This is a genomic window from Ruegeria sp. CDSB086 (assembly GCF_059611065.1).
This window is the reverse complement of record NZ_JBXWOV010000003.1, coordinates 118403-140597: the sequence shown is the minus strand read 5'-3', so window position 1 is coordinate 140597 and position 22195 is coordinate 118403. Positions and strand designations below refer to the sequence as shown.

Genomic DNA, 22195 nt, shown 5'->3' with positions numbered 1-22195 from the left:
TTTGTTGCCGTTGGAATCACCTATGTTGTGGCCAATCTGAGGAGTTGAGCAATGAATATGAATCGCATCATCGACATGATCATCCGCCAGATCATGCGGCGGGTCGTCAACAAAGGAATCGACAAGGGTTTTGATGTGGCGGGCCGGATGGGAAAGCCGAAACAAAGATCGGCTGTGCCTCATGACTCGGGCGCAAATGACGACAGCAACCGTCAAGCCTAGCAGATAAGCCCGGCGCAGGGCGTAATCTGAACGTGCGCCGGTTCAAGAAGTGTTAACCAACAGCCTTGAAGTGTTTGGACAGTTTCAGCCCCTGTCCCTGATAATTCGACGCGATGCCCGCACCATAAAGCTGCGTGGGCATTTCGGCCATCTTCTCATAGACCAGCCTCCCGACGACCTGCCCATGTTCCAGAACAAAGGGAGCCTCGTGGCAGCGTACTTCCAGCACGCCGCGTGATCCCGCACCGCCCGCCGCGGCGTGACCAAAGCCGGGATCGAAGAATCCGGCATAGTGCACCCGGAACTCGCCGACCATTGCAAGGTAGGGGGCCATTTCAGCCGCATACATCGGGGGAATATGGACCGCCTCGCGGCTGACCAGGATATAGAATGCGCCGGGGTCCAGGATGATACGGCCATCGGTGGTGCGCACCTCTTCCCAGTATTCTTGCGGGTCATATTCCCCAATCCGGTCCAGATCGATCACACCGGTATGCGGTTTGGCCCGATAGCCAACCAGATCAGTGTCGGGCAATTGCAGGTCGACCGAGAATCCCAGCCCATCCTGAATGACCGCCGGTCCGTCGACCAGTGGCGAGTCGTTGTGCAATGCGGTCAGTTCCGCGTCGCTGAGCACTGCCTGACCCTGACGAAAGCGAATCTGGTTCAGCCGCATGCCCGGTCTCACCAGAACCGAGAATGAGCGTGGACAGATCTCGGCAAAAAGCGGCCCGTTATAGCCTGCCGGTACCCGGTCAAACTCGGTGCCACCATCGGTGATCGTGCGGGTCAGAAGATCCAGCCGCCCGGTCGAGCTTTTGGCATTTGCCACCGCGCTGGTATCGGTGGGCAGGGCCAGCGATTCCATCAGCGGCACCAGATAGACGCAGCCTTTTTCCAGAACGGCTCCGTCGGTGATGTCGATGCGGTGCATCTCGAACTCGGCGAGACGATCCGCGACCGAACGTCCTTCGCCGGATAGAAATGAAGCGCGGACCCGGTAAGCAACTGTACCTAAACGTAAATCAAGGCTGGCGGGTTGAATTTGCGCCGGGATAACCTCGGGGCTGGCGGTGATCTCACCGCGGCCGATCATCGCCTCGATCTGTTGGTTTGGGCATACACCTGTCATTCCGATCCCCTCTGTTGCCAGAGCGGGATCTGGCCAGTCTGCCATAAACGTCGGTGTGATTTGGTCGGGCTAGCAGGACTCGAACCTGCGACCTTCCGTCCCCCAGACGGACGCGCTACCAGGCTGCGCCATAGCCCGACGTTGAGGTGTTCATAAAGACTTTCCCGGCGGGGGCAAGAGGAAATCATCGCCTTTTTTCTTATCCTGCCGACCGGTTCTCAATTCGGTTGATGACAGCGCGCAAGTCCTTGGCGATTGGTGCAATCCGACGCAAAAGATCGTCGTCAAACTCGGTCCGTTCCCACGCTTGTGTGGCGATGCCGCCCATCAGGGGGGCTTCATCCAGATACTCGGGCGCAGGCTGTGATGGCTCTGCTTGTGGTTGCTGCGGGGCAGGCGGGGGCGTTTCGGCCTGAGGGGCTTGTTCAGCCGGAGCGGTTGCCTCGGCTACCGGGGCCGGTTCGCCCAGATCGAGATCAATCTGATCGCTGGGCGTGGCAGGCTTGGCGGAAAAGGGCACGACAACGGTATCATCTGCCGGGGCGCTTTCAGGCGCGGCGGGCTCATCCAGGCTGGGCGACAGCGAGGAAACATAGGCCACGCCTTGTTCACGCAGGATGCGTTGGACGCCTTTTATGGTGATCCCGTCCTCGTGCAGCAGCTTTTTGATACCACCCAAAAGGCGCATATCATTTGGCCGGTAATACCTGCGGCCACCCGCGCGTTTGACGGGTTTGACTTGGCTAAAACGGCTTTCCCAGAAGCGCAGGACATGAGCCTGAACGCCTAACCAGTCCGCAACTTCACTTATTGTGCGAAAGGCGTCGGGGGACTTGCTCATGACCGTTCCGTCCCGAATTTACTTGCGATTCCCTGCGGCGACGCGATCCTTCATCAGGTGCGACGGGCGGAATGTCAGGACACGTCGAGGCTGAATTGGCACCTCTTCGCCGGTTTTGGGATTACGGCCGATGCGGGCGGTTTTGTCCCGAACACTGAACGTACCAAACGATGAAATCTTGACCTGTTCACCTTGGACCAGTGCGTCCGACATGTGGTTCAAGACGCTTTCGACAAGCTGCGCACTTTCATTACGTGAAAGGCCAACCTCGCGGAAAACAGCCTCGCTCAGATCCATTCGCGTCAGTGTTTTTTCGCCCATACCATTTCCCCTGTTGATATCAGAGAATATGGTGATGGCAAATTCGCTGTCAATATCAATGAATTGCACGAGGCTGTGTAAGCCGTTTTGCGCCGGTTACCAGCGCAGAACCACTGCGCCCCATGCCAGGCCGCCGCCGATAGCCTCGGTCACGATCAGATCCCCGGTCTTGATCTGGCCCCGTTGTTTGCCCACTGACAGGGCCAGAGGAATCGATGCGGCGGACGTGTTGCCGTGATCCTGAACTGTCACGACAACGTTATCCATCGGCAGGCCCATTTTCTTGGCAGTGCCCTGAATGATGCGAATGTTGGCCTGATGTGGCACGATCCAATCGACGTCCGCGTTGGTCAGACCGGCACGCCCCAGGGCCGTTTCTGCGGTTTTGGCCAGCTTTTCGACCGCGTGGCGGAACACCTGATTGCCCTGCATCCGCAGATGCCCGGTCGATTGGGTCGACACACCGCCGTCGACATAGAGCAAATCCTTGTAGCGCCCATCAGAATTCAGGTCAGTCGACAGAATGCCGCGATCCTGCGCGGTTCCTTCGCTGTCCTGCAGCTCAAGAATCAACGCGCCGGCACCGTCGCCAAACAGCACGCAAGTGGACCGATCAGTCCAATCCATGATGCGCGAAAACGTCTCGGCGCCGATGACCAGCACACGTTTGGCCTGACCGGACACGATCAAAGCGTTGGCGTTGCTGAGGGCAAAAACAAAGCCCGCACAGACGGCTTGCACGTCAAACGCAAATCCGTGGGTCATGCCCAGGCGCGCCTGGACCATCGTCGCGGCAGAGGGGAAAGTCAGGTCAGCAGTCGATGTCGCCAGGATGATGGCGTCGATATCCTCGGCCTTCAGGCCAGCATCGGCCAGGGCGGCCAAAGCAGCGTTGGTCGCCAGATCGGACGTGGTTTCACCATCAGCGGCAAAGTGGCGGCGTTCGATTCCCGAGCGAGCTTTGATCCACTCGTCCGACGTATCTAGCGTCTTTTCAAATTCGGAATTCGGAACGATGCGCTCTGGCAAATAGTGTCCGACACCTACAACAACTGAACGGCCTGCCATTTGGGGGTACTGCCTTTATTGTTATTCGCCCGCCTTTGGCGGTACGTGCGCGGCATCTTGTGCAAGCTGGGCTGTCGATGCAACCCGTGCCGCCAATTTTTCGGCGAAACCGGATTCGGCCAGGGTAAAGGCCAGTTTGATCGCTGCCGAAACTCCGGTGGCATCTGCGCCACCATGTGATTTGACCACGGTTCCGTTGAGGCCAAGAAAGACACCGCCATTCACTTGGCGTGGGTCGATGCGTTTCTTCAACCGTTGCAGCGAGGTGATGGCCAGAACCGATGCGAGCCGGGACAGGGGGGAATATTTAAAGGCCTCGCGCAGCAGGTCACCGATCAGGCTGGCCGTGCCTTCGCCGGTTTTGATTGCGACGTTTCCGGTAAAGCCATCGGTAACAATGACATCCGCCTTGTCACCGGGAATGTCGCTGCCCTCCACGAAGCCTGCGAAGTCAAAATTCGCCTGCTCTGCGAATTCCGAGATCATCGCGTGGGCTTCTTTCAGTTCGGCCCGGCCTTTGTGTTCTTCGGTGCCAACATTCAGCAAACCGATCCGGGGCCGATCCAGTGCCATGCCGTTGCGGGCATAAGACGCCCCCATCAGCGCATATTGCAGCAGATCCTTGGCGTCGGCCCGCACATCGGCGCCGACATCCAGCATCACGTTAAAGCCCTGAGGGTTGCGCGAGGGCCACAGAATCGCGATGGCCGGGCGGTTCACGCCCGGCAATTTGCGCAAACGCATCATCGACAGCGCCATTAGCGCGCCGGTATTGCCACAGGAAACAGCGCCGTGGGCTTCGCCTTTGCGCACTGTTTCCAGCGTCGACCACATCGATGTCTGCTTGCCGCTGCGGACGACCTGACTAGGCTTGTCCTCCATCGTGACCACGTCGGGGCAATCACGAAAAACGACGCGTCCCTGCAGGACACGCCGTTTGGCGACAAGTTTGCGCAACTTTTGCTCGGGCCCGTGCAGAACGAAGGCGATATCGGGGTTCTTGTTTGCCGATTTGGCAATGCCCGCAACAACAGTCGCGGGCCCCGAATCTCCGCCCATAGCGTCAACCGAGATGGTAATCCGTCCGGCTTGCGTGGGCTGTTCCGTCATGCCTTGGCCTACGAGTTATGAGGCTTAGGCCGCGTCTTCGTCCAGGTCGATTTCGTCGGCCTGAGCGACGACTTCACGGTCATCATAATGGCCGCAGGACGCGCAGACGTGGTGCGGGCGCTTCAGTTCGCCACAGTTTGCGCATTCGTTCGGGTTTGCAGCAACCAGAGCGTCATGTGCGCGGCGATTGTTGCGGCGCGACTTGGAAACTTTGTTCTGTTGGACAGCCATGGTCTCAACCTTTGTCTATTAAGGGTCAGCAGATTCGCTGCTGGCCGGGTTTCATTCTTCGTTTTTCTAGTGGTTTGACGCGCGTTTAGGGGACGGGCCCCGCAATGTCCAACCCAAATTCCGTTGAGCGCGCGAAAATACTGCGATTCTCGGCATGTTCAAGCGATTTTTCTGGAGGCCTGCTATGACAGGAAAACAGACCTATGTCACTCGTCTTTTTTCAAAGCATCGCGCAAATTCGCCAGTCCGGCAAACGGCTTTGCGTCTTCGTCCGTCATCGCCTGTTTGCCCGGCTCAGTATAGCCGGCCTGTTCCAATTCTGCGCCGTCCTTCCGTGGGTATTGGGGCAGGGCAAGTGACAGCGCCTCAACCATCACCGACGCAGTGTCGATTTCCGCGCCCAGTGCTTCGGTCTCATCGCCTTCGGGGATTTCGAATTCAGGCTCGTCGGGGTTTTGCCAGTCTTTCAGATAGACCCGTGACACAGGGATATCGATGCGCGTGGTTACGGGTTCAAGCGTCACGACACAGGGTTGAATCACCGTCGCCCCCAGTTTTCCGGCAAGAATCCAATCGCGTTTGCCTTGTGCCCTTACGTCACCCACAAAGCTAAGCTTGCGCAGGCCCAACAATCCCAGTTCGGTTTTGATCGCGTCCAGGCCCTTGCTATCGGGGCGCAAATCAAACGGCGTGGGCGCGTTTTGGGGCAGGTCGGCCACCCGCAGAGATGTATTAGTCGTCATTCGTGACCCTTTCGTGTGTTGAACCGGGGCTGCGGTTTATGTAATCGGATAGGGTCCGCAAGGTCCCAAGGCAAGAGGATGTAAATGTTGAAGGTTGTGAACAGGTTGAAACCGGCGTCCAAAAGGCTTGTCTTTGCGGCCTGTTTGGTTGCGGCTGGCGCTTGCACGCCAATCTTCAAGAATCACGGATACGTCCCGCCGGCTGACCAACTGGCTGAGATCAAAGTGGGCGTCGATACCCGCGACAGCGTTGTTGAAACCATCGGAGCGCCCAGCTCTGCCGGGCTGGTGAAGGATTCGGGTTTTTACTATGTCCGCTCTCGCGTGCGCCATTACGGTCCTAAGCGCCCCGAAGTGGTGTCGCGCGAACTGGTTGCGATCAGCTTTGACCAGCGTGGCGTTGTGCGGAATATCGAACGTTTTGGTCTTGAGGATGGATATGTGGTGGTACTGGACCGCCGCGTGACCGAATCCAGCGTTCAGAACCGTGGCTTCCTGCGCCAGCTGTTGGGCAATATCGGCAACTTCAACCCTGCGAACATTCCGGGCGCGAATTAAGTCTGCGCCGCCTCTTGCGACGGTCACAGGACAGTCACATGTTCTGTGGTAGAACCGCTGCAACATGAAGCAGGTCAGCAACCGCGGAGGATGCGACCATGGCATTATTGCTGGGCAAGGGCAGATACCGGGCTCGTTTGGCGCAGTCCCCACAGGATGTGGAGGCGGCGCAGGAACTGCGAACCCTGGCATTTGGGACGGATCAGATTGACCGGGACGAATTTGATCCGGTCTGCGCGCATATCCTTGTTGAAGATTCGCGCTCCGATGGAAGGCTGGTGTGTTGTTTCAGGTTGCTGACAATAGAGCACGGGGCCGAGGTTGACCGCAGTTATTCTGCCCAGTTCTATGACCTGTCTGCCCTCAAAGGGTTCGACGGCCGCATGGTCGAAATGGGCCGTTTCTGCATTCACCCGGAATGGACAGACCCGGATATCCTGCGGGTCGCCTGGGGTGCGATGACCAATTACGTGGACCAGAACAACGTCAAGATGTTGTTCGGCTGCTCATCCTTTGCAGGAACCGAAACGGTCGAGTATCTGGACGCCTTTGCCATGTTGAAGCAACGGCATCTGGCGCCAAAGCGTTGGTTGCCGCGGGTCAAGGCCCCCGATGTATTCAAGTTTGCCTCTCGCCTGCGGCGTAGGCCCGATGTGAAAAAGGCTATGTTGCGGATGCCTCCATTGTTGCGCACCTATCTGATGATGGGCGGCTGGGTCAGTGATCATGCGGTTGTGGATCGGCATATGAATACGCTGCATGTATTCACCGGGCTTGAGATCGGGGCGATCCCCCCGGCCCGAAAACGGTTGCTGCGCGCAGTGGTCCGGTAGTTTGAGTATTTTCGAAAAGGTGAAACAGGGGCGTTGACGCTTTGTGTCCACCGGTTTAGCTGGCGGCATGGCGAGAATTCCTTTGTTGCAGATGTCCGGCATTTCCCTGACTTTCGGGGGCGATCCGGTGTTTTCGGGGCTGGACCTAGTGGTTCAGCCGGGCGACCGAGTTGCGTTGGTTGGGCGAAACGGGTCGGGAAAGTCGACCCTGATGAAAGTCATGGCCGGTCTAGTCGAGCCTGATCAGGGTGACATCGTGGTGCCGCCCGGAAAATCTGTTGGCTACATGGAGCAGGACCCCGGCATGGAAGGGTTCGCGACACTGGGCGATTACGCGTCCAGCGAGTTGGAGCCGGGTGAGCTGTACAAGGTCGAACGCGCGGGCGAGGGGCTGAAGTTCGATCCCTCCCGCCCGATTGAAACCGCTTCGGGTGGCGAGCGTCGCAGGGCCGCATTGGCCAAGCTGATGGCCGAAGCGCCGGACCTGATGCTGCTGGACGAGCCGACAAACCATCTGGATATCGAAGCGATTGCCTGGCTGGAACGCGAACTGGGATCGACCCGCGCAGCCTTCGTTCTGATTTCACATGACCGTGCGTTTTTGCGCGCTTTGACCCGCGCGACGTTGTGGATCGACCGCGGCATGGTACGGCGGCAGGAGCAAGGGTTTGAGGCTTTTGAAACCTGGCGCGACAAGATTTGGGAAGAAGAAGATCAACAGCGTCACAAGCTGAATCGTCTGATCAAATCTGAAGCCAAATGGGCGGTCGAAGGTATCAGTGCACGGCGCAAGCGAAATCAAGGCCGGGTGCGGGCTTTGCAGGCCTTACGCGCTGAAAAGGCCGCGCAGATCAAACGTCAAGGATCAGCGGCAATGTCGCTGGAAGGCGGACCAAAGTCTGGGCGAAAAGTGATTGAAGCCAAGGGGTTGTCCAAGTCTTTTGGCGCGCAGCAGATCGTTCGGAACTTTGATCTGTTGGCACAACGTGGGGATCGCGTTGCCTTTGTCGGACCGAATGGTGTGGGAAAGACAACCCTGCTCAAAATGTTGCTGGGTCAGGAACAGCCCGACGAAGGAACAGTGACGCTGGGCACCAATCTTGAAATCGCGGTTTTCGACCAGGCTCGCGCGCAGCTGGATCCCGAAATGACCCTGTGGGATAGCCTGACAGGCGATCCCGAAATGCGGGTTTCCGGCAAAGCGGATCAGGTGATGGTCGGTGGCCAGCCAAAGCACGTGGTCGGATACCTCAAGGAATTCCTGTTTGATGATGCGCAGGCAAGAGCGGCCGTTAAGTCATTGTCAGGTGGCGAAAAAGCGCGTTTGCTGTTGGCGAAACTGATGGCCAAGTCCTCGAACCTTTTAGTGCTGGACGAACCGACCAACGATCTGGACGTTGAAACGCTGGACCTATTGCAGGAACTGCTCGACGACTATGACGGCACCGTCCTGCTGGTCAGCCACGATCGGGATTTTCTGGACCGGGTTGCCACCACAACGATTGCGATGGAGGGCAATGGCCGCGCGACCGTCTATGCGGGCGGATGGTCGGACTACATCGCGCAACGGGGTGACGTTGCCGAAAAGAAAGCTGAAAAAGCAAAGACTTCGAAGTCAAAGCAAAAGCAAGAAGCGCAGCCGAAATCCGGGCTATCTTTCTCGGAAAAGCATCGGCTTGAGAAGTTGCCTGCCGAGATTGCCCGCCTGGAAGCTGAAATAGGCAAGCTGGAAGAGCTTATGTCAGATCCTGAACTGTTCACCCGTGAACCGGTCAAGTTCCAGAAGGCGACCGAGGCGCTGGTCGAACGACAAGAGAAACTGGCCGCCGCCGAAGAAGAGTGGCTGGTGCTTGAGGAAAAGGCCGAAGGCGCCTAGCGGCGCGTCAATGGTTGGGCAGGGTTGCCGACAACCGTTTCTCCGGCCGCGACGTCTTTGGTTACAATGCTGCCTGCACCAATAATGGCGTTGTCGCCGATGGTGACGCCGGGCATCACGATGGCACCTCCGCCAACCCAGACGTTTCGGCCAATGGTCACCGGTATCCCGATTTCCAAACCTTGTGCGCGTTCTGCCGGGTCTTTGGCGTGCTGAGCACAGTAGATCTGGGCATGCGGGCCGAACATCGTGTCATCGCCGATCCGAACCTGTGCGGTGTCCAGAACGACGCAGCCGGCATTGAAATAGACCCGCGCGCCGAGGTGGATGTTTAGCCCGTAGGCGCAATGAAACGGAGCCTCGAGTAAGCAATCCGGTCCGACTCGAGCGAACAACGCCAGCAACTCGGGTGCCGTGGCACCACGGGCGTCAGGCGGGCAGGTGTTGTGTGCGTGGACTGCGTGCCGGGCGCGGGTGCGCAGCGCCTCAAGTTCCGGGTCCAGGCAGTTATACCACTGCCCGGACTGCATCTTTTCCCGCTCTGTCATGGGACAGGCTTAACGCATACGAAGGGCTCCGTCGATGCGGATGACTTCTCCGTTCAAGTAGCCCATCTCGACAATGAAACCGGCCAACCGCCCGTATTCTTTCGGATCACCCAGACGTGCAGGGTTTGGGACATCTGCCGCCAGTTGTTGTTGAACCTCTTCGGGCAGACCGGCCAGCATCGGTGTCATGAAAATCCCCGGAGCGATGGTCATCACGCGAATGCCGGTTGAGGCCAGATCGCGCGCCATTGGCAGCGTCATCCCCACGACACCGCCTTTCGAGGCTGCATAGGCCGCTTGTCCCTTTTGTCCGTCGAAGGCTGCGATTGAGGCCGTGTTGATGATTACTCCACGCGCGCCGTCCGGTTCGGGTTCGTTCTTAGCCATTTCAGCTGCGGCCAGGCGCGAGACATTGAACGTACCCACCAGATTGATGTCGATTGTGCGCTGAAACGCGTCCAAAGGGTGGGGACCATCCTTGCCGACTGTCTTGATCCCATAGGCGATCCCGGCGCAGTTCACAGAGGCCGTGATGCGACCCATCTTGCCCTTCGCGTGCTCGATTGCCGCCGCTACTGAGTTTTCATCTGTCACATCGGTCTGAGCGAAATGCCCGCCGATGTCTTCGGCAACCTTAGGGCCACGCGCGGCGTCGCGGTCCAGGAGCGTCACCTGCGCGCCCTGTTCTGCGAAATAGCGGGCGGTGGCCTCACCCAAACCTGACGCGCCGCCAGTTATGATTGCCGCGGATGTCGATAGTTGCATCACGGATACCTCTCCAAAATTTTGACACTTTTCTGCCACTTTTGATGTGGCGGTCGTAATAGATATTGTATATTTGGCCTATCGGACCGTCACAACTGGTGTCGTGCCCGAGTTTAATGAGTGGTGGTGAGCCAAAGTTAACGCATCTTCAGCGGATATTTATCCGCACTTCATTTGCGGCTCCCACTTGGTAATCGAAGACCCTGACGCACTTGGGTGTTAAGGCGCAAGGAGCTAAATGATGCGAATTAAACTGAAATCTAGCGTTTCGGCTTTGGTGGCCTCTCCGTTTGTTGGGGCGCTTTTGGTGACCACAGCGCAAGCTGCATCTGGGGTTTGCGACGCACGCACAGCACGGATCGCAGCAAATGCAGGAGACTACCAAACACTGTGTGATTGCACTCAGGTGACCCCGAGTTTCCTGAACCGGCTGCAGAAGCACTCCGATTTCGATTCGATACTGGCTGCAACTGGTCAACAGTGCCCCGGTTTGGCCGCATTGTTGACGGATTTTTCAACTGGGACGATCGCGGCGGTGACCTCGAATGGCGAAGATCGTGATTCCAGCCAATCATCTGGGAGCGGTTCCAACTCCAGCGGTGAGAATGGTTCGGGCGGCGAATCTTCTGGAGGAGGTAACTCTTCTGGCGGCGGGTCTGGTGGCGGAGCGCCAGGCGGTCCCGGCGGAGCACCAGGTGGCCCAGGTGGCGGAGACGGCGGCGGCGGCGGTAATGGCGGTGGAGACGGCGGCGGTGGAGACGGCGGCGGCGGCGGCGGAGACGGCGGCGGTAATGGCGGTGGAGACGGCGGCGGTGGAGACGGCGGCGGTGGAGACGGCGGCGGCAGCGGCGGTGGAGACGGCGGCGGCAGCGGCGGTGGAGACGGCGGCGGCAGCGGCGGTGGAGACGGCGGCGGCAACGGCGGCGGCAACGGCGGCGGAAATGGCGGCGGCAACGGCGGCGGAAATGGCGGCGGCAACGGCGGCGGAAATGGCGGCGGAAATGGCGGCGGCAACGGCGGCGGCAACGGCGGCGGAAATGGCGGCGGCAACGGCGGCGGTAATGGCGGCGGCAACGGCGGCGGAAATGGCGGCGGCAACGGCGGCGGAAATGGCCCCGGCAATGGCAACGGCAATGCCGGCAACCCGGGTAACGGCGGTGGCAACAACGGCGGATCTGGACCCGGAACTGGAAACGGTGGTGGCAATAATGGTCAGGGTGGCGGCTCTGGCAACGGCGGCGGCTCCGGAAACGGTGGTAGCAACGGCGGTGGCCACGGTGGCGGCAACGGAAATGGCGGCAGCAACGGTGGGCCCGGGAACGGGAACGGCAACGCTGGTAACTCCGGTAACGGCGGCGGAAACAACGGCGGATCTGGCCCCGGAACCGGCAACGGCGGCAGCAATAACGGTCAAGGTCACGGCGGCGGTGGTTCTGGCAACGGCGGCAGCAATGGCGGCGGTAAGGAAGAGCGCTAACAATAGGCGTTTTGACGCCAGCCAAAGGAAAAAGGCCACCCAACTGGGTGGCCTTTGTTTTTCTGAACTATTGAGTGGCCTAGCCTAGCTGAACCAGTGCGTGGCGCTTTTTACCAGCGCTCAACTTGATCGGCGACGACAATGCGCCCGCGTCGATCATCAGCCCGGCATCAGTTAGCGGTGCGTCATCCAGTTTCGCACCGTTTTCTGCGATCAGGCGTTTGGCCTCTTTACCGGACTTTGCCAGACCCGATTTCACGATGACCTGCACGATGGACATCCCGTCACCCAGCTCATCCGCGCTGAGGGTAAGGGTCGGGAGATCATCCCCAACGCCGCCCTTTTCGAACACTTCCCGCGCCGTGGCTTCGGCATTGGCCGCAGCCTCAGTTCCGTGCAGCAGGGCGGTGACCTCGTTGGCAAGACGGATTTTGGCTTCGTTGATCTCGGACCCTTGCAGCGCGCCCAGTCGGTCACACTCATCCACCGGCATTTCGGTGTAAAGCTTCAGGAAACGGCCAACATCCGCGTCGGTCGTGTTCCGCCAGAACTGCCAGAATTCGTAAGGCGAGCGCATCTCGGCGTTCAGCCAGACCGCACCGTCCTGCGACTTGCCCATCTTCTTGCCGTCGCTGGTGGTCAGAAGCGGCGAAGTCAGGCCGTAGATCTCATGATCCAGCACCCGACGCGTCAGGTCGATACCGTTGACGATGTTGCCCCACTGATCCGAGCCGCCCATCTGCAGGACGCAGCCGTAACGGCGGTTCAGCTCAAGGAAATCATAGGCCTGCAGGATCATGTAGTTGAACTCAAGGAAGCTCAACGATTGCTCGCGATCCAACCGTGATTTCACCGATTCAAACGCCAGCATCCGGTTGACCGAGAAATGGCGTCCAATATCGCGTAGGAAATCGAGGTAGTTCAGGCCATCAAGCCATTCGGCATTGTTCAGCATCAGCGCCTTGTTTTCGGAATCGCTGTCATAATCGATATAGGCCGAGAACACCTTTTTGATGCCCGCAATGTTTTCGTCGATCTGTTCGGGACCCAGCAGGGGGCGTTCATCCGCGCGGAACGACGGGTCGCCCACCTTGGTGGTGCCGCCGCCCATAAGGGTGATTGGCTGGTGGCCAGTTTTCTGGAACCAGCGCAGCATCATGATCTGAATCAGGCTGCCCACATGCAACGACTTGGCCGTCGCATCAAAGCCGATATAGGCCGGTTTGCACCCACTGATCAGCGCCTCGTCAAGGCCCTGATAATCGGTGCAGTCGGCGAGAAAGCCGCGCTCGATCATCGTGGCGATGAAATCCGATTTGGGGTGGTAGGTCATATCGTGCCCTTTGGGTTTATGTTGCGGGGCACTGTATAGGCGGCGCTTTGGGTAAGGAAAAGGCACCATTTCCAAGAAAACGCGGGCTGTGTCAGCTTTTGACCGGGGGCAGGCGGAAGGCATAGAACATTGCGATTGTGTTCAACACCACAAGGACAACAATCGGCGTGATCGGATCATGCAGATGTGCGACTGCGCCAAGGATCGCAGCAAAAACAATTCCAACGAGGCCAGCGCTGACATCCCCTAGTGCAACCAGGTAGGGGCGCTCTTTTTCAACGCTCATCTGAATGAGATACAGGTAGCGCCCATAGATCACCCCATTCCCGCCCAACGATAGCAGCAGGATCACCAGCGCGTAGACCCAGACGTTCTGAGCGTAGCCGAAGAACGTAAAGCCAAGCGCCATCAGAGCCGAGATTGCGGCGATCATGCACCCCAGCCACATCACAGGTTTGACCGAGACACGATCGCTGAGCCATCCCCACAAAAGCGAACCGATCACCATTCCAAGGCTGGCCCCTATGACAAAATAGCTGAGCGAATGCTTGGTCCCCATATGCAGCGTCGCAGCATGGATCGTGTAGAAGGGCATCGCCAGCTCGACCGATACAAAGATCAGTCGGGCCGAAAGAAACTTGCGATACCACGGATAAGCCATACCGGTTTTGAATCCGGTCGCCAACTCGGCCAGGGGCTTGGGATTTTTATTCGGCTCCGGCAATGGGGCGCGCTGTTCATCCTCAAGCAGTCGCACTCCTGCAAAGGCAACACCTGCGGCAAACATGGCAATCACGCCGCACCACAGAACGACGATGTGGCGCTGCATCGGTTGGTCCCCGGACAGCAGGTCGCGCGTGATCAGAACGACGATGATGGCCAAAACGCCCGAGATGGTGGCTTGCGCAAACACCATCCGGTTTCGTTTCGCTTCGGGAACAGAGATGCCGTAGATCTGGCTGGTTCCAAGGCTGGTAATCCCCTGGCACAATCCCAGGACCATCGCAGTGGTCAGGAACAGCAGTACGATCATCACACTGGGCAGTTTTGTTGAAAACAGGGCCACCGCCGCCAGTACCGCGGCTGTCAACAAGTTCGGTGCGTAAACGGCCAGCTTGGCGCGGGTCGCCCGATTGATGAAAGGTGCGACAAAGATCTCGGCAATCAGGCGCGATCCGGTGACAAAGGGCAGAAGCATTCCTGCAAAAAACGTTGGCGCGCCCAGAGCCAGATACAGGAACGGCAGCACCAGATTTGGGTTGATCAACTGCCCTCCGATCGTGGCCAGAGCGCCGGACCAGAAGATCAGAAAATAGTTCCGGCCTTCGGATGGTTGTTTCTGCGAGTATGTGTCTGCCATATGTACCTAAAACTGATTTGTGTTCCTTATACCAAATTGTCGGGAAAAAGCGCGACCCTCGTATGATCTGGCTTGCCTTGGGTTTAGCTGAACGGGCAGGTTAAACAGACTGTACCGATCAACCATGACGGTACCACGGAGTTCGGCAGGAGAGATACGCGTGGGGCGGGCCATCAAACGAACAGGTGCGATCAGGGTTTTGGGCGCGATGTCCGGCACTTCGATGGATGGGGTGGATGCCGCGGTCGTAGAAACGGACGGGCACCGGATTTTGGGATTTGGTCCAAGTGGGTATCGTGCCTACTCCGATGAAGAGCGTGCGGTTCTGCGCGCCGCTTTAGGGCAGTGGCACGGGCCTGACGTGGATGCCGCGGCAGAGCTTGTCACCCTGGCTCATGCCGAGGCGCTGTCTGAATTCGATGAGGTCGACCTGATCGGTGTGCACGGCCAAACTCTTGCGCATGAACCGAGCGGGCGTGGGACGTTGCAGGTGGGCGACGGGAAAGGGCTGGCTCAGGCATTGGGCGTGCCGGTCGTCTGGGATTTCCGCAGCGATGATGTGGCGATGGGCGGCGAAGGCGCTCCGCTGGCGCCCTTCTTTCACTTCGCTTGCGCCAAGTGGATCGAAGCAACCCAACCGCTTTGCTTTTTGAACCTCGGCGGTGTCGGGAACCTGACCTATGTGGACCCCAGTTACGATGGCCCCGAAGCCCCGGGCGCGTTGCTGGCGTTTGACACTGGTCCCGCGAATGCACCGGTCGATGATCTGATGCAGGCGCGTCTGGGCCTGCCGATGGATCGCGACGGAGCTGTCGCGCGCGGCGGAACCGTCGAGATGGGCGCACTCGAGCTGTTTTTGTCTGAGCCTTTTTTCACCCGTATGCCGCCAAAATCACTGGACCGGAACGACTTTTCCGAGATGATCAAACTGGTGCAAGAGCTCAGCGATGCGGACGCAGTTGCCACGCTTACCGGCATGTGTGCAGCAGGCGTGGTGCAGGGGATGGAACACTGCCCCAAACCACCGTCGCGTTTGTTGGTCACCGGGGGCGGTAGACACAACCCGGTATTGATGGAGATGCTGCGCGTCGCGCTGGATTGTCCGGTCGAACCGGTTGAGGCCGTGGGTCTGGACGGCGACATGCTCGAGGCGCAGGCCTTCGCCTATCTGGCGGCACGCGTCGCCCGCAGGCTGCCGACGTCGTGTCCGGGGACGACAGGTGTGAAAGCGCTGGTCGGTGGTGGGGTTGTGAGTTCGGTTGCGTAATGGGGCGGTGGGTTAAAAGTTGATTGCCCGGATTCCGCATTGCGGGCAAAGTGTGAATTCGCTGCGCCAGCCTCAAGGTCTGCATCTAACGTATAACGTCTTGGAGTAACGCGTTTTCTCGGACTCAGAAATGTCCACGTAGTAACTTAAATTACTCGAAGTTTAACGGGTGGATCGCAGTTGCTCCACGTCCGCTTCTGACGATTCAGCAACTCCTACAATTTCAAGTCGCGATAGCAGACTCACGGCAATGTAAATCGCGGCACACATCAAAAGGAAACCCAAGGCATTTGGTTCATAAGCTTCCCTTGCCTCACGATAAACGTTCAGGCCTTTGATGTTTCGAAGAACAGAAAACCCCAAAATCGCAACTCCAAAAAATGTGGGCAACACCAGTAGAAAAAACCGACGAACACGCCACCTACCAGTCAAATAGAGGAGTTTTCCGCAGCCTCCGCACATGTGGAAGTCGGTTTTATTGAGCCCGTGATGGGGATTAGTTGAAGCCATCATACGTGGTGGCTGAGGACGACCACATTTTGGGCACTTAATTCCGATAATCTTTGACCACCAAGTCGGAAGCTCACCAAATCGCGGAGTGCTTACTTTGGGTGGATTGCCAATGTTTCTTGCCAATTGCCTACAACGTGCCTTTTCGCATGATCATCTCAACCTTCGATTAAGAACCGCTTCAACGGCAGTTTTTATCTGCTCAGTGGCTCCTTGTACTTCAACAAAGCGGACCTTCAACCAACTAGCTGAATGATTGGTGCTTCACGCTTCTTACATAATTACTTGTAAACTGTGAGTATCCGTCCGAAGTCGACTTCAAATATTCCCGCGTCCAACCGTGCAATGCAGGCAGCTGATGGAAGGGCACATTCGGAAAGGCGTGGTGTTCGGCGTGATAGGGCATGTTCCAGGCCACAAAACGCACCATCCGGTTGGTGAACGTGGTGCGCGAGTTCTCGAGCATGTTGGCGACTGGCGGGCACAGGCCGTGTTCCGCCAGTAGATAGAGGCGTAGGAATGGCTGCCCCAGCAGAACGGGTAAAATCCAAAGCCAGAGGAGCAGCGGCGACAGGAACAGGCTTAGGGCTGCGACCGCGTAGAGTATCAGCAGCAGACGTGCCTCAGCCCGCATGGCGGTGTGTTGGCGCGCAGGTAGGTACGGGGCGTCGATGCGACCAAAGGCGTTTTGGAACAGGACAAGTGCCATGCCTTTCCAATAGGGCCAGCCGGACAGATAGATCAGCAGGCTCAACCGGTCCTGCGGTCGTGGCTTGCCGCCAAGCTCGGGGTCTTTCTCCGGGTGGTTCGTCCATTTGTGGTGCGCAAGGTGAAAATACCGAAACCACGTAAAGGGCAGGGCGATTGGAACTGAAGCAAGATGTCCGACAGCGTCGTTCAGCCAGCCGGTCTTGAACGGGGTCTTATGGGTGCATTCATGGCTAAGCGTGAACAGAAACACCAACAAGACACCCTGTGGCAGGATCAGGACCGGCCAGAGAGGGACCCGCCACGCGATACCCGCGCTGGTGGCGGACAGTAACACCAGGTAGCCCAGAAAATGACGCAGACCTGCTGTGTCCGAGCGACGTTGTAGCTGATCTTTGGCCTCAGGTGGCAGCGACGCTATGAGGGCGCGGTGGTCCATGCATCATCCGCGCGCGATGTCGAACCCTGGCTCGGCCAGTTCGAACCCGTCAAACTGGAACCCGGGTGAAACAGTGCAACTGACCAACGTATAGTCTCCGGTGGTGCGCGCCGCCTGCCAGTGGTTTTCGGGCACGATTAATTGCGGTGCGCCTTTTGAAAGGTCTGGGCCTAGGATGTGATCGGTGGCTGGACCGTCATCCGTAGCGCTCAGCGACAGGATCAGCGGAGCACCAGAGTGGTAGAGCCAGATTTCGGTGGCGTCCACGCGGTGCCAGTGGCTGCTTTCACCAGCGGCCAACAGGAAATAGATGCAGGTGCCGGTGGCGCGGCCCGCGTTATCCGCGCGCCAGGTTTCGCGAAACCAGCCACCCTCGGGGTGTTGTTCCAGTTTCAGGTGGTCGATGATCTCTTGAGCGGTCATGGGGCCTCTTGTCTTTTGCGATGATTATGCACGGGAAGGTGCGATCCGCTATGGTATTCGTGTGCGCAAGGAATATGTTTGCCGCATGACCCTGACGATCCCGTTTGACAACAGCTACGCCCGCCTTCCCAACAGCTTTTATGCGCGGCAGGCACCTATACCTGTGCGTGCCCCACGCCTGATCGCATTCAACTCGGAATTGGCGAAGGTATTGAAGGTCACACCGGGGGAGGTAGAGGAGATGGCTGAAGCCTTCGCTGGCAACACGCTGCCCGAAGGCGCAGAGCCGATTGCGCAGCTTTATTCGGGACATCAGTTCGGCAACTATAACCCGCAGCTTGGGGACGGCCGCGCTGTACTGCTGGGCGAAACGATCGGGACAGATGGCCTCCGCCGGGATATCCAGCTCAAAGGGTCCGGTCCAACCCCGTTCAGCCGTCAGGGGGATGGTCGCGCATGGCTGGGACCGGTGTTGCGGGAATACGTGGTGTCCGAGGCAATGCATGCGCTGGGCATCTCGTCGACCCGCGCACTGGCGGCGGTTGAGACCGGCGAGATCGTTCTGCGCGAGGGGCCTATGCCCGGCGCGGTGCTGACCCGCGTGGCGCAAAGTCATCTGAGGGTCGGTACATTTCAGGTTTTTGCAGCGCGCGGACAGCTGGACAGCCTGCGCCGCCTGACGGAATACGCAATAGACCGCCACTATCCTGACGCGAATGGTCCGATGGGCCTGCTGCGCGCGGTGGTCGAGGCGCAATCGCAATTGATCGCAGCATGGATGAGTGTGGGGTTCATCCACGGTGTGATGAACACCGACAATTGCTCAATCGCGGGTGAGACCATCGATTATGGGCCCTGCGCTTTCATGGACAGCTATCATCCGAACACGGTCTACAGTTCGATCGACCGGATGGGGCGCTATGCCTATTCCAACCAGCCCGACATCGCCGTTTGGAACGTAGCGCAACTGGCGACGGCACTGATCCAGCAGATGGAAGACAAGGACGCAGCCGTCGAAGAAGCGACCGAGATTGTACACGCCATGCCTGCGCAGCTGCAGGAGAGCTGGTTGAAGCGGTTCCGCGCCAAGATCGGGTTGATGACCGAAGAAGAGGGCGATCTGGAACTGATCTCGGACCTGCTGACGCGCATGGCGCAGAACCAGGCGGATTTCACCAATACATTCCGTGCGCTGGGCGGTGATGCCGCGCGTGATCAGTTTACCGATTCTGCGGCGTACGACACCTGGTCCAAAGGGTGGAACGCGCGTCTGGGGCGTGAGCAGGACCCATCCATCGTAATGGCCGCCGCAAACCCAGCCTTCATCCCGCGCAATCACCGTGTTGAACAAATGATACAGTCGGCCGTTCAGGGCGATTACGAGCCGTTCCAAAGGCTGAACACTGTTCTGGCGCGACCTTATGAGGATCAGCCCGATGCGGATGATCTGAAGCGTCCGCCATCAGAGACCGAAGTGGTGCATGCCACGTTCTGTGGAACCTGAATTTTGACCCCTCAGGCCTCATCACGATAGGGATTGACCTCATCCGGCCAACGGCGGGCGTATTGGGAGATCATCAAATAAACATCCGCCCCGTCGATTGCCCTGCGGGCATCGCGAACCATGCGCAGGTTAAGGGTGTCGACCTCTTCAGCGGTGATCGCGCGCAGCGGGTTGTAGTAGACGGTAATCAAAATGGTCCGACCTTGTTTGGTTACGGACATATCCCGCAATGCGCCACCGTCCTCTGCGATTGCCGGGCGCAAAGCACGACGCGCAGCAGCAAGAAGGTCGGGGCTTGCGGTGGCGTTTGCCAGCTCACCCAACCCACCACGGAAGTCGCGTAGGTATGATCCGATGGCCAGAACGCACAGGAACAGTACGATGATCGAGTCGCCGACGGGTGCGATCGCCGATAGGGCCCCATCCCGGAACAGGTAGATTGCCCCAAGGCCAATTGCTGCGGCAGCCGTGAATAGACCATCGAACAGTGCTGCTTTGGATTCCAACCGCAGGATTGCACTGGCCTTCCCGGTCTTCCGCCAAGTGAAATAGTGAAACGCCCACAGCAAAACGCAGGTCAGGCCAATGGCAGCGAAGTAGATGAACATCGGTCCGAATATCAGCGGTTCGGGCATCATGCCGTTGTAGTAGCTGTAGATGTTTTTAGTCGCGTTCGAGATGGCGAACAGCACCAGTCCTAACAGAGACAAAGAGCGGAAGGTGGAAAAGATCGCCTCATCCGCTGCATAGCCAAACGGGCGTCGCTTGTCGGGGCCTGCATCAATCTTCAAACTGATACGGCGGCCAAGGAATGCCGATCCAAAGCCGACCAGCGAATATAGCCCGTCCATCATGATCGCATTGGAGTTCGACAAAATCCCGGCCAGTATACCAGCCGCGCCCATGAACAGGTTGCCGCCCATGGCAATGATGAGCGCGCGCCCCTCAAGCTGCTTTCTGCGTTCTGCATTTGGCATCGACATCTGGTAACGTCCTGATAGGGCATCAAACTCCGCAACAGATACCCGTTCGAAGGGGATAGGCCAACACCTGCTATGGCGGGTTGTCCTAGTCCCGCACGATTTCAAGCACAGCAGCGCTGACGATCAGGATGGCGCCCAACAGCTCGCGCAACCCGAACGGCTCGCCCGAGAACGCGGCGGCCGAGGCCAAGCCGACGACAACCTCGCTCATCAGCAGGATACCGACGCGGGCAGGGGACAGTTTGGTTGCGGGCCAGATTGTCATGAACACCATGGGTAAGGTGTAGAAGGCCGACAGCAGCACAAACTGAAGGGTCCAAAGAAGATCCGCCTGCACAATTGTCGGCAACACAGGTTCGGGCAGGACCGCGAGGCTGACCAGGGAAAGGATCAGCGCGCCTGCGACAAAGGCAAAGACCTGACCCGAGGCTGAGATCGTACTGGTTCGGTACAGCCCCAACGTACCCAGCGCCCAGCACATGCCCGAGGCCAACGCCATCCAGTCGCCGCTGTTTTGGGGCAGCGGGATACCACCCGAGTCGCCCAGCACGACGAATAGACCACCGACACCGCAGGCAAGGCCCGCAAGCCGCCCCAAATTCAGGCGTTCACCCAGAAACACCCGGCCCAGAACCGTGCCCCAGATCGGGGTGAGGTAGAATAACAGGATCGACCGCACCACATCCGTATAGACAAGGCTGATGGAATAAAGACTGAAGGCCGCGCCGGTGAACATACCGCTGAACACCAGATCGCGCCATTGCAGGGCCAGCGTCCCTCTCTCTTTCCAGATAAAGGGAACCAGCCCCAGCAGCGCAACGCTATACATCGCAATACCCGGCCAGGGCCCGGTCAGGCCCAGATCATAGAAAAACCGAACGGGGATCCAATAGAGACCCCACATCATGCCACCGATCACTAGGACAATGCTTGCCCAGGTGCGGTTGTTCGAGAGTGTGTTGCTGGAAACCACTTCAGGCCTCAATTGGACGCGTTCCACGGGGATAGTGTATCGGCACCCTGTTGATCAAGCGCAGCATTCCTGATCGCGCCGCCTGCTAGAATATTGGGCACTTTGGCAGCGCGAAAAGCTCTTATTTGCCACTCCTGCAGAAGACTGGGGTTGCGCCCGGCCACCAGCGTGGCACTTTGGGGTTCGTCCATTTGATCGGAACCTTATGTCGCCTCAATCAACCCTGCGGATTGCAAGCTATAACATCCAGAAATGCGTGGGCTTGGATTTTCGCCGCCAGCCTCAGCGCATAATGCAGGTCATTGAAGGCATGCAGGCTGATATTGTGGTGCTGCAAGAGGCCGACAAAAGGCTGCCGCCGCGACCCGCCGCCTTACCGCATTTCATGTTGGATGAAGCCGGTTGGCAGATTGTTGATCTGGGGGGCGCAGGCAGCTTGGGCTGGCACGGCAACGCGGTCATCTGGCGCGGTGACAAAATTGACGTGCGCACGACCGGTCACCATGATTTGCCCGGGCTGGAACCTCGCGGTGCAGTTCGGGTCGAGTTCGACACCCAGATCGGGCCGCTTCGGGTGATGGGGATGCATCTGGGTCTTTTGCCCGCATCTCGGCGGCAGCAGATTCATCAACTCCGGCGCTGCGATGAGGATCTGGATCAAATGCCTACCGTTTGGGCCGGAGATTTCAACGAGTGGTCGCGCCAGCCGGTGCTCGATCATCTTGCACCCGACATGCGATTTTTGCCCCCGGTTCCCAGTTTCCCCGCTGCACAGCCTCTGGGCGCACTGGATCGGATCGCGCTGGGCGCTGGGCTTGAGGCCGTTGTACATGGCGTCCACAAAGCGCGGCCTGCGCATATCGCATCAGATCACCTGCCGATCTGGGCTGATCTTCGCAAGGTCGCTTAGGCGCAAATCCCCTGTGGCGCCAGCGGCGCAGACGTATTAAGACAGAAACCCGAACTACTC

The 22195-nt window shown here is 58.5% G+C and carries 24 protein-coding genes and 1 tRNA gene; 8 read left to right on the top strand and 17 right to left on the bottom strand.

Annotated elements, in window-relative coordinates; all coding sequences use genetic code 11:
• Positions 1-51: 51 nt before the first annotated feature.
• Entirely contained in the window at positions 52-222 is a 171-nt protein-coding gene (locus tag AC2FIO_RS07520; RefSeq protein ID WP_159089934.1) for a hypothetical protein, read from the top strand.
• A gap of 52 nt (positions 223-274) precedes the next feature.
• On the opposite strand, the gene AC2FIO_RS07515 is transcribed toward AC2FIO_RS07520, so the two are convergent.
• From AC2FIO_RS07515 to AC2FIO_RS07480, 8 genes are all read right to left on the bottom strand, one after another.
• Positions 275-1354, bottom strand: coding sequence for a 2'-deoxycytidine 5'-triphosphate deaminase (locus AC2FIO_RS07515; RefSeq protein ID WP_496696685.1), 1080 nt, complete (start codon positions 1352-1354; stop codon positions 275-277).
• Between the two features lie 61 nt (positions 1355-1415).
• Positions 1416-1492, bottom strand: a tRNA-Pro gene (locus AC2FIO_RS07510).
• A 61-nt stretch (positions 1493-1553) separates the two neighbouring features.
• Entirely contained in the window at positions 1554-2195 is a 642-nt protein-coding gene (locus tag AC2FIO_RS07505; RefSeq protein WP_109311338.1) for a MerR family transcriptional regulator, read from the bottom strand.
• Positions 2196-2213: 18 nt separating this feature from the next.
• Positions 2214-2516, bottom strand: coding sequence for an integration host factor subunit alpha (gene ihfA / locus AC2FIO_RS07500; RefSeq protein WP_058274526.1), 303 nt, complete (start codon positions 2514-2516; stop codon positions 2214-2216).
• A gap of 96 nt (positions 2517-2612) precedes the next feature.
• Complete coding sequence (locus AC2FIO_RS07495; protein WP_109311337.1) at positions 2613-3584, bottom strand: beta-ketoacyl-ACP synthase III; 972 nt, start codon at positions 3582-3584, stop codon at positions 2613-2615.
• A gap of 21 nt (positions 3585-3605) precedes the next feature.
• Complete coding sequence (gene plsX / locus AC2FIO_RS07490; RefSeq protein ID WP_058277573.1) at positions 3606-4694, bottom strand: phosphate acyltransferase PlsX; 1089 nt, start codon at positions 4692-4694, stop codon at positions 3606-3608.
• A gap of 24 nt (positions 4695-4718) precedes the next feature.
• Complete coding sequence (gene rpmF, locus AC2FIO_RS07485; RefSeq protein WP_037316137.1) at positions 4719-4925, bottom strand: 50S ribosomal protein L32; 207 nt, start codon at positions 4923-4925, stop codon at positions 4719-4721.
• 206 nt (positions 4926-5131) lie between these two features.
• A complete protein-coding gene (locus tag AC2FIO_RS07480; RefSeq protein ID WP_496696680.1) occupies positions 5132-5668 on the bottom strand; it encodes a YceD family protein in 537 nt (178 codons plus the stop codon).
• An 84-nt stretch (positions 5669-5752) separates the two neighbouring features.
• Here AC2FIO_RS07480 and AC2FIO_RS07475 point away from each other — a divergent pair, with 84 nt between their 5' ends.
• From AC2FIO_RS07475 to AC2FIO_RS07465, 3 genes are all read left to right on the top strand, one after another.
• Complete coding sequence (locus AC2FIO_RS07475; protein WP_058274497.1) at positions 5753-6226, top strand: outer membrane protein assembly factor BamE; 474 nt, start codon at positions 5753-5755, stop codon at positions 6224-6226.
• Between the two features lie 98 nt (positions 6227-6324).
• Positions 6325-7059, top strand: a complete 735-nt coding sequence (locus AC2FIO_RS07470) for a GNAT family N-acetyltransferase (protein WP_496696678.1) — start codon at positions 6325-6327, stop codon at positions 7057-7059.
• 67 nt (positions 7060-7126) lie between these two features.
• A complete protein-coding gene (locus AC2FIO_RS07465; RefSeq protein ID WP_109311334.1) occupies positions 7127-8935 on the top strand; it encodes an ABC-F family ATP-binding cassette domain-containing protein in 1809 nt (602 codons plus the stop codon).
• Here AC2FIO_RS07465 and AC2FIO_RS07460 read toward each other — a convergent pair.
• The gene (locus tag AC2FIO_RS07460) at positions 8932-9483 is read right to left on the bottom strand and encodes a sugar O-acetyltransferase (protein ID WP_472723931.1); all 552 of its coding nucleotides are present in this window, start codon (positions 9481-9483) and stop codon (positions 8932-8934) included. The genes AC2FIO_RS07465 and AC2FIO_RS07460 overlap by 4 nt on opposite strands.
• 9 nt (positions 9484-9492) lie before the next feature.
• Positions 9493-10248 carry a 3-hydroxyacyl-CoA dehydrogenase gene (locus AC2FIO_RS07455; protein ID WP_496696675.1) on the bottom strand — a complete coding sequence of 252 codons (756 nt, stop codon included), beginning with the start codon at positions 10246-10248 and terminating at the stop codon, positions 9493-9495.
• A 241-nt stretch (positions 10249-10489) separates the two neighbouring features.
• Here AC2FIO_RS07455 and AC2FIO_RS07450 point away from each other — a divergent pair, with 241 nt between their 5' ends.
• A complete protein-coding gene (locus AC2FIO_RS07450) occupies positions 10490-11725 on the top strand; it encodes a hypothetical protein (protein WP_496696674.1) in 1236 nt (411 codons plus the stop codon).
• Between the two features lie 79 nt (positions 11726-11804).
• On the opposite strand, the gene tyrS is transcribed toward AC2FIO_RS07450, so the two are convergent.
• Both tyrS and AC2FIO_RS07440 read right to left on the bottom strand, forming a co-directional pair.
• A complete protein-coding gene (tyrS, locus tag AC2FIO_RS07445; RefSeq protein ID WP_496696672.1) occupies positions 11805-13058 on the bottom strand; it encodes a tyrosine--tRNA ligase in 1254 nt (417 codons plus the stop codon).
• A 91-nt stretch (positions 13059-13149) separates the two neighbouring features.
• Positions 13150-14418 carry an MFS transporter gene (locus tag AC2FIO_RS07440; RefSeq protein ID WP_496696671.1) on the bottom strand — a complete coding sequence of 423 codons (1269 nt, stop codon included), beginning with the start codon at positions 14416-14418 and terminating at the stop codon, positions 13150-13152.
• A 208-nt stretch (positions 14419-14626) separates the two neighbouring features.
• Here AC2FIO_RS07440 and AC2FIO_RS07435 point away from each other — a divergent pair, with 208 nt between their 5' ends.
• Positions 14627-15685, top strand: coding sequence for an anhydro-N-acetylmuramic acid kinase (locus tag AC2FIO_RS07435; protein WP_432653435.1), 1059 nt, complete (start codon positions 14627-14629; stop codon positions 15683-15685).
• 754 nt (positions 15686-16439) lie between these two features.
• On the opposite strand, the gene AC2FIO_RS07430 is transcribed toward AC2FIO_RS07435, so the two are convergent.
• Together AC2FIO_RS07430 and AC2FIO_RS07425 are read right to left on the bottom strand one after the other, a co-directional pair.
• The gene (locus AC2FIO_RS07430; RefSeq protein ID WP_496696669.1) at positions 16440-17342 is read right to left on the bottom strand and encodes a fatty acid desaturase; all 903 of its coding nucleotides are present in this window, start codon (positions 17340-17342) and stop codon (positions 16440-16442) included.
• A gap of 3 nt (positions 17343-17345) precedes the next feature.
• Positions 17346-17765 carry a cupin domain-containing protein gene (locus tag AC2FIO_RS07425; RefSeq protein WP_058271870.1) on the bottom strand — a complete coding sequence of 140 codons (420 nt, stop codon included), beginning with the start codon at positions 17763-17765 and terminating at the stop codon, positions 17346-17348.
• An 85-nt stretch (positions 17766-17850) separates the two neighbouring features.
• Between AC2FIO_RS07425 and AC2FIO_RS07420 the strand changes: the two genes are divergently transcribed.
• Complete coding sequence (locus tag AC2FIO_RS07420; RefSeq protein WP_496697088.1) at positions 17851-19269, top strand: protein adenylyltransferase SelO; 1419 nt, start codon at positions 17851-17853, stop codon at positions 19267-19269.
• Positions 19270-19280: 11 nt separating this feature from the next.
• On the opposite strand, the gene AC2FIO_RS07415 is transcribed toward AC2FIO_RS07420, so the two are convergent.
• From AC2FIO_RS07415 to AC2FIO_RS07405, 3 genes are all read right to left on the bottom strand, one after another.
• Positions 19281-20252: a cation efflux transmembrane domain-containing protein gene (locus AC2FIO_RS07415; RefSeq protein WP_496696666.1), complete on the bottom strand. Its 972-nt coding sequence runs from the start codon at positions 20250-20252 to the stop codon at positions 19281-19283.
• Positions 20253-20337: 85 nt separating this feature from the next.
• On the bottom strand, positions 20338-21225 hold the full coding sequence (locus AC2FIO_RS07410) for a DMT family transporter (RefSeq protein WP_496696664.1): 888 nt from the start codon (positions 21223-21225) through the stop codon (positions 20338-20340).
• Between the two features lie 8 nt (positions 21226-21233).
• Positions 21234-21416, bottom strand: a complete 183-nt coding sequence (locus AC2FIO_RS07405) for a hypothetical protein (protein ID WP_496696662.1) — start codon at positions 21414-21416, stop codon at positions 21234-21236.
• Between the two features lie 14 nt (positions 21417-21430).
• On the opposite strand from AC2FIO_RS07405, the gene AC2FIO_RS07400 reads away from it, so the two are divergent.
• Entirely contained in the window at positions 21431-22135 is a 705-nt protein-coding gene (locus tag AC2FIO_RS07400; protein ID WP_496696660.1) for an endonuclease/exonuclease/phosphatase family protein, read from the top strand.
• Positions 22136-22195 lie beyond the last annotated feature (60 nt).

Bases quoted from the DNA above. Each gene is read 5' to 3' on its own strand.
- AC2FIO_RS07520 (WP_159089934.1), top strand. From the start codon at position 52: ATGAATATGAATCGCATCATCGACATGATCATCCGCCAGATCATGCGG.
- AC2FIO_RS07515 (WP_496696685.1), bottom strand. From the start codon at position 1,354: ATGACAGGTGTATGCCCAAACCAACAGATCGAGGCGATGATCGGCCGC.
- AC2FIO_RS07505 (WP_109311338.1), bottom strand. From the start codon at position 2,195: ATGAGCAAGTCCCCCGACGCCTTTCGCACAATAAGTGAAGTTGCGGAC.
- ihfA (WP_058274526.1), bottom strand. From the start codon at position 2,516: ATGGGCGAAAAAACACTGACGCGAATGGATCTGAGCGAGGCTGTTTTC.
- AC2FIO_RS07495 (WP_109311337.1), bottom strand. From the start codon at position 3,584: ATGGCAGGCCGTTCAGTTGTTGTAGGTGTCGGACACTATTTGCCAGAG.
- plsX (WP_058277573.1), bottom strand. From the start codon at position 4,694: ATGACGGAACAGCCCACGCAAGCCGGACGGATTACCATCTCGGTTGAC.
- rpmF (WP_037316137.1), bottom strand. From the start codon at position 4,925: ATGGCTGTCCAACAGAACAAAGTTTCCAAGTCGCGCCGCAACAATCGC.
- AC2FIO_RS07480 (WP_496696680.1), bottom strand. From the start codon at position 5,668: ATGACGACTAATACATCTCTGCGGGTGGCCGACCTGCCCCAAAACGCG.
- AC2FIO_RS07475 (WP_058274497.1), top strand. From the start codon at position 5,753: ATGTTGAAGGTTGTGAACAGGTTGAAACCGGCGTCCAAAAGGCTTGTC.
- AC2FIO_RS07470 (WP_496696678.1), top strand. From the start codon at position 6,325: ATGGCATTATTGCTGGGCAAGGGCAGATACCGGGCTCGTTTGGCGCAG.
- AC2FIO_RS07465 (WP_109311334.1), top strand. From the start codon at position 7,127: ATGGCGAGAATTCCTTTGTTGCAGATGTCCGGCATTTCCCTGACTTTC.
- AC2FIO_RS07460 (WP_472723931.1), bottom strand. From the start codon at position 9,483: ATGACAGAGCGGGAAAAGATGCAGTCCGGGCAGTGGTATAACTGCCTG.
- AC2FIO_RS07455 (WP_496696675.1), bottom strand. From the start codon at position 10,248: ATGCAACTATCGACATCCGCGGCAATCATAACTGGCGGCGCGTCAGGT.
- AC2FIO_RS07450 (WP_496696674.1), top strand. From the start codon at position 10,490: ATGCGAATTAAACTGAAATCTAGCGTTTCGGCTTTGGTGGCCTCTCCG.
- tyrS (WP_496696672.1), bottom strand. From the start codon at position 13,058: ATGACCTACCACCCCAAATCGGATTTCATCGCCACGATGATCGAGCGC.
- AC2FIO_RS07440 (WP_496696671.1), bottom strand. From the start codon at position 14,418: ATGGCAGACACATACTCGCAGAAACAACCATCCGAAGGCCGGAACTAT.
- AC2FIO_RS07435 (WP_432653435.1), top strand. From the start codon at position 14,627: ATGTCCGGCACTTCGATGGATGGGGTGGATGCCGCGGTCGTAGAAACG.
- AC2FIO_RS07430 (WP_496696669.1), bottom strand. From the start codon at position 17,342: ATGGACCACCGCGCCCTCATAGCGTCGCTGCCACCTGAGGCCAAAGAT.
- AC2FIO_RS07425 (WP_058271870.1), bottom strand. From the start codon at position 17,765: ATGACCGCTCAAGAGATCATCGACCACCTGAAACTGGAACAACACCCC.
- AC2FIO_RS07420 (WP_496697088.1), top strand. From the start codon at position 17,851: ATGACCCTGACGATCCCGTTTGACAACAGCTACGCCCGCCTTCCCAAC.
- AC2FIO_RS07415 (WP_496696666.1), bottom strand. From the start codon at position 20,252: ATGTCGATGCCAAATGCAGAACGCAGAAAGCAGCTTGAGGGGCGCGCG.
- AC2FIO_RS07405 (WP_496696662.1), bottom strand. From the start codon at position 21,416: ATGGACGAACCCCAAAGTGCCACGCTGGTGGCCGGGCGCAACCCCAGT.
- AC2FIO_RS07400 (WP_496696660.1), top strand. From the start codon at position 21,431: ATGTCGCCTCAATCAACCCTGCGGATTGCAAGCTATAACATCCAGAAA.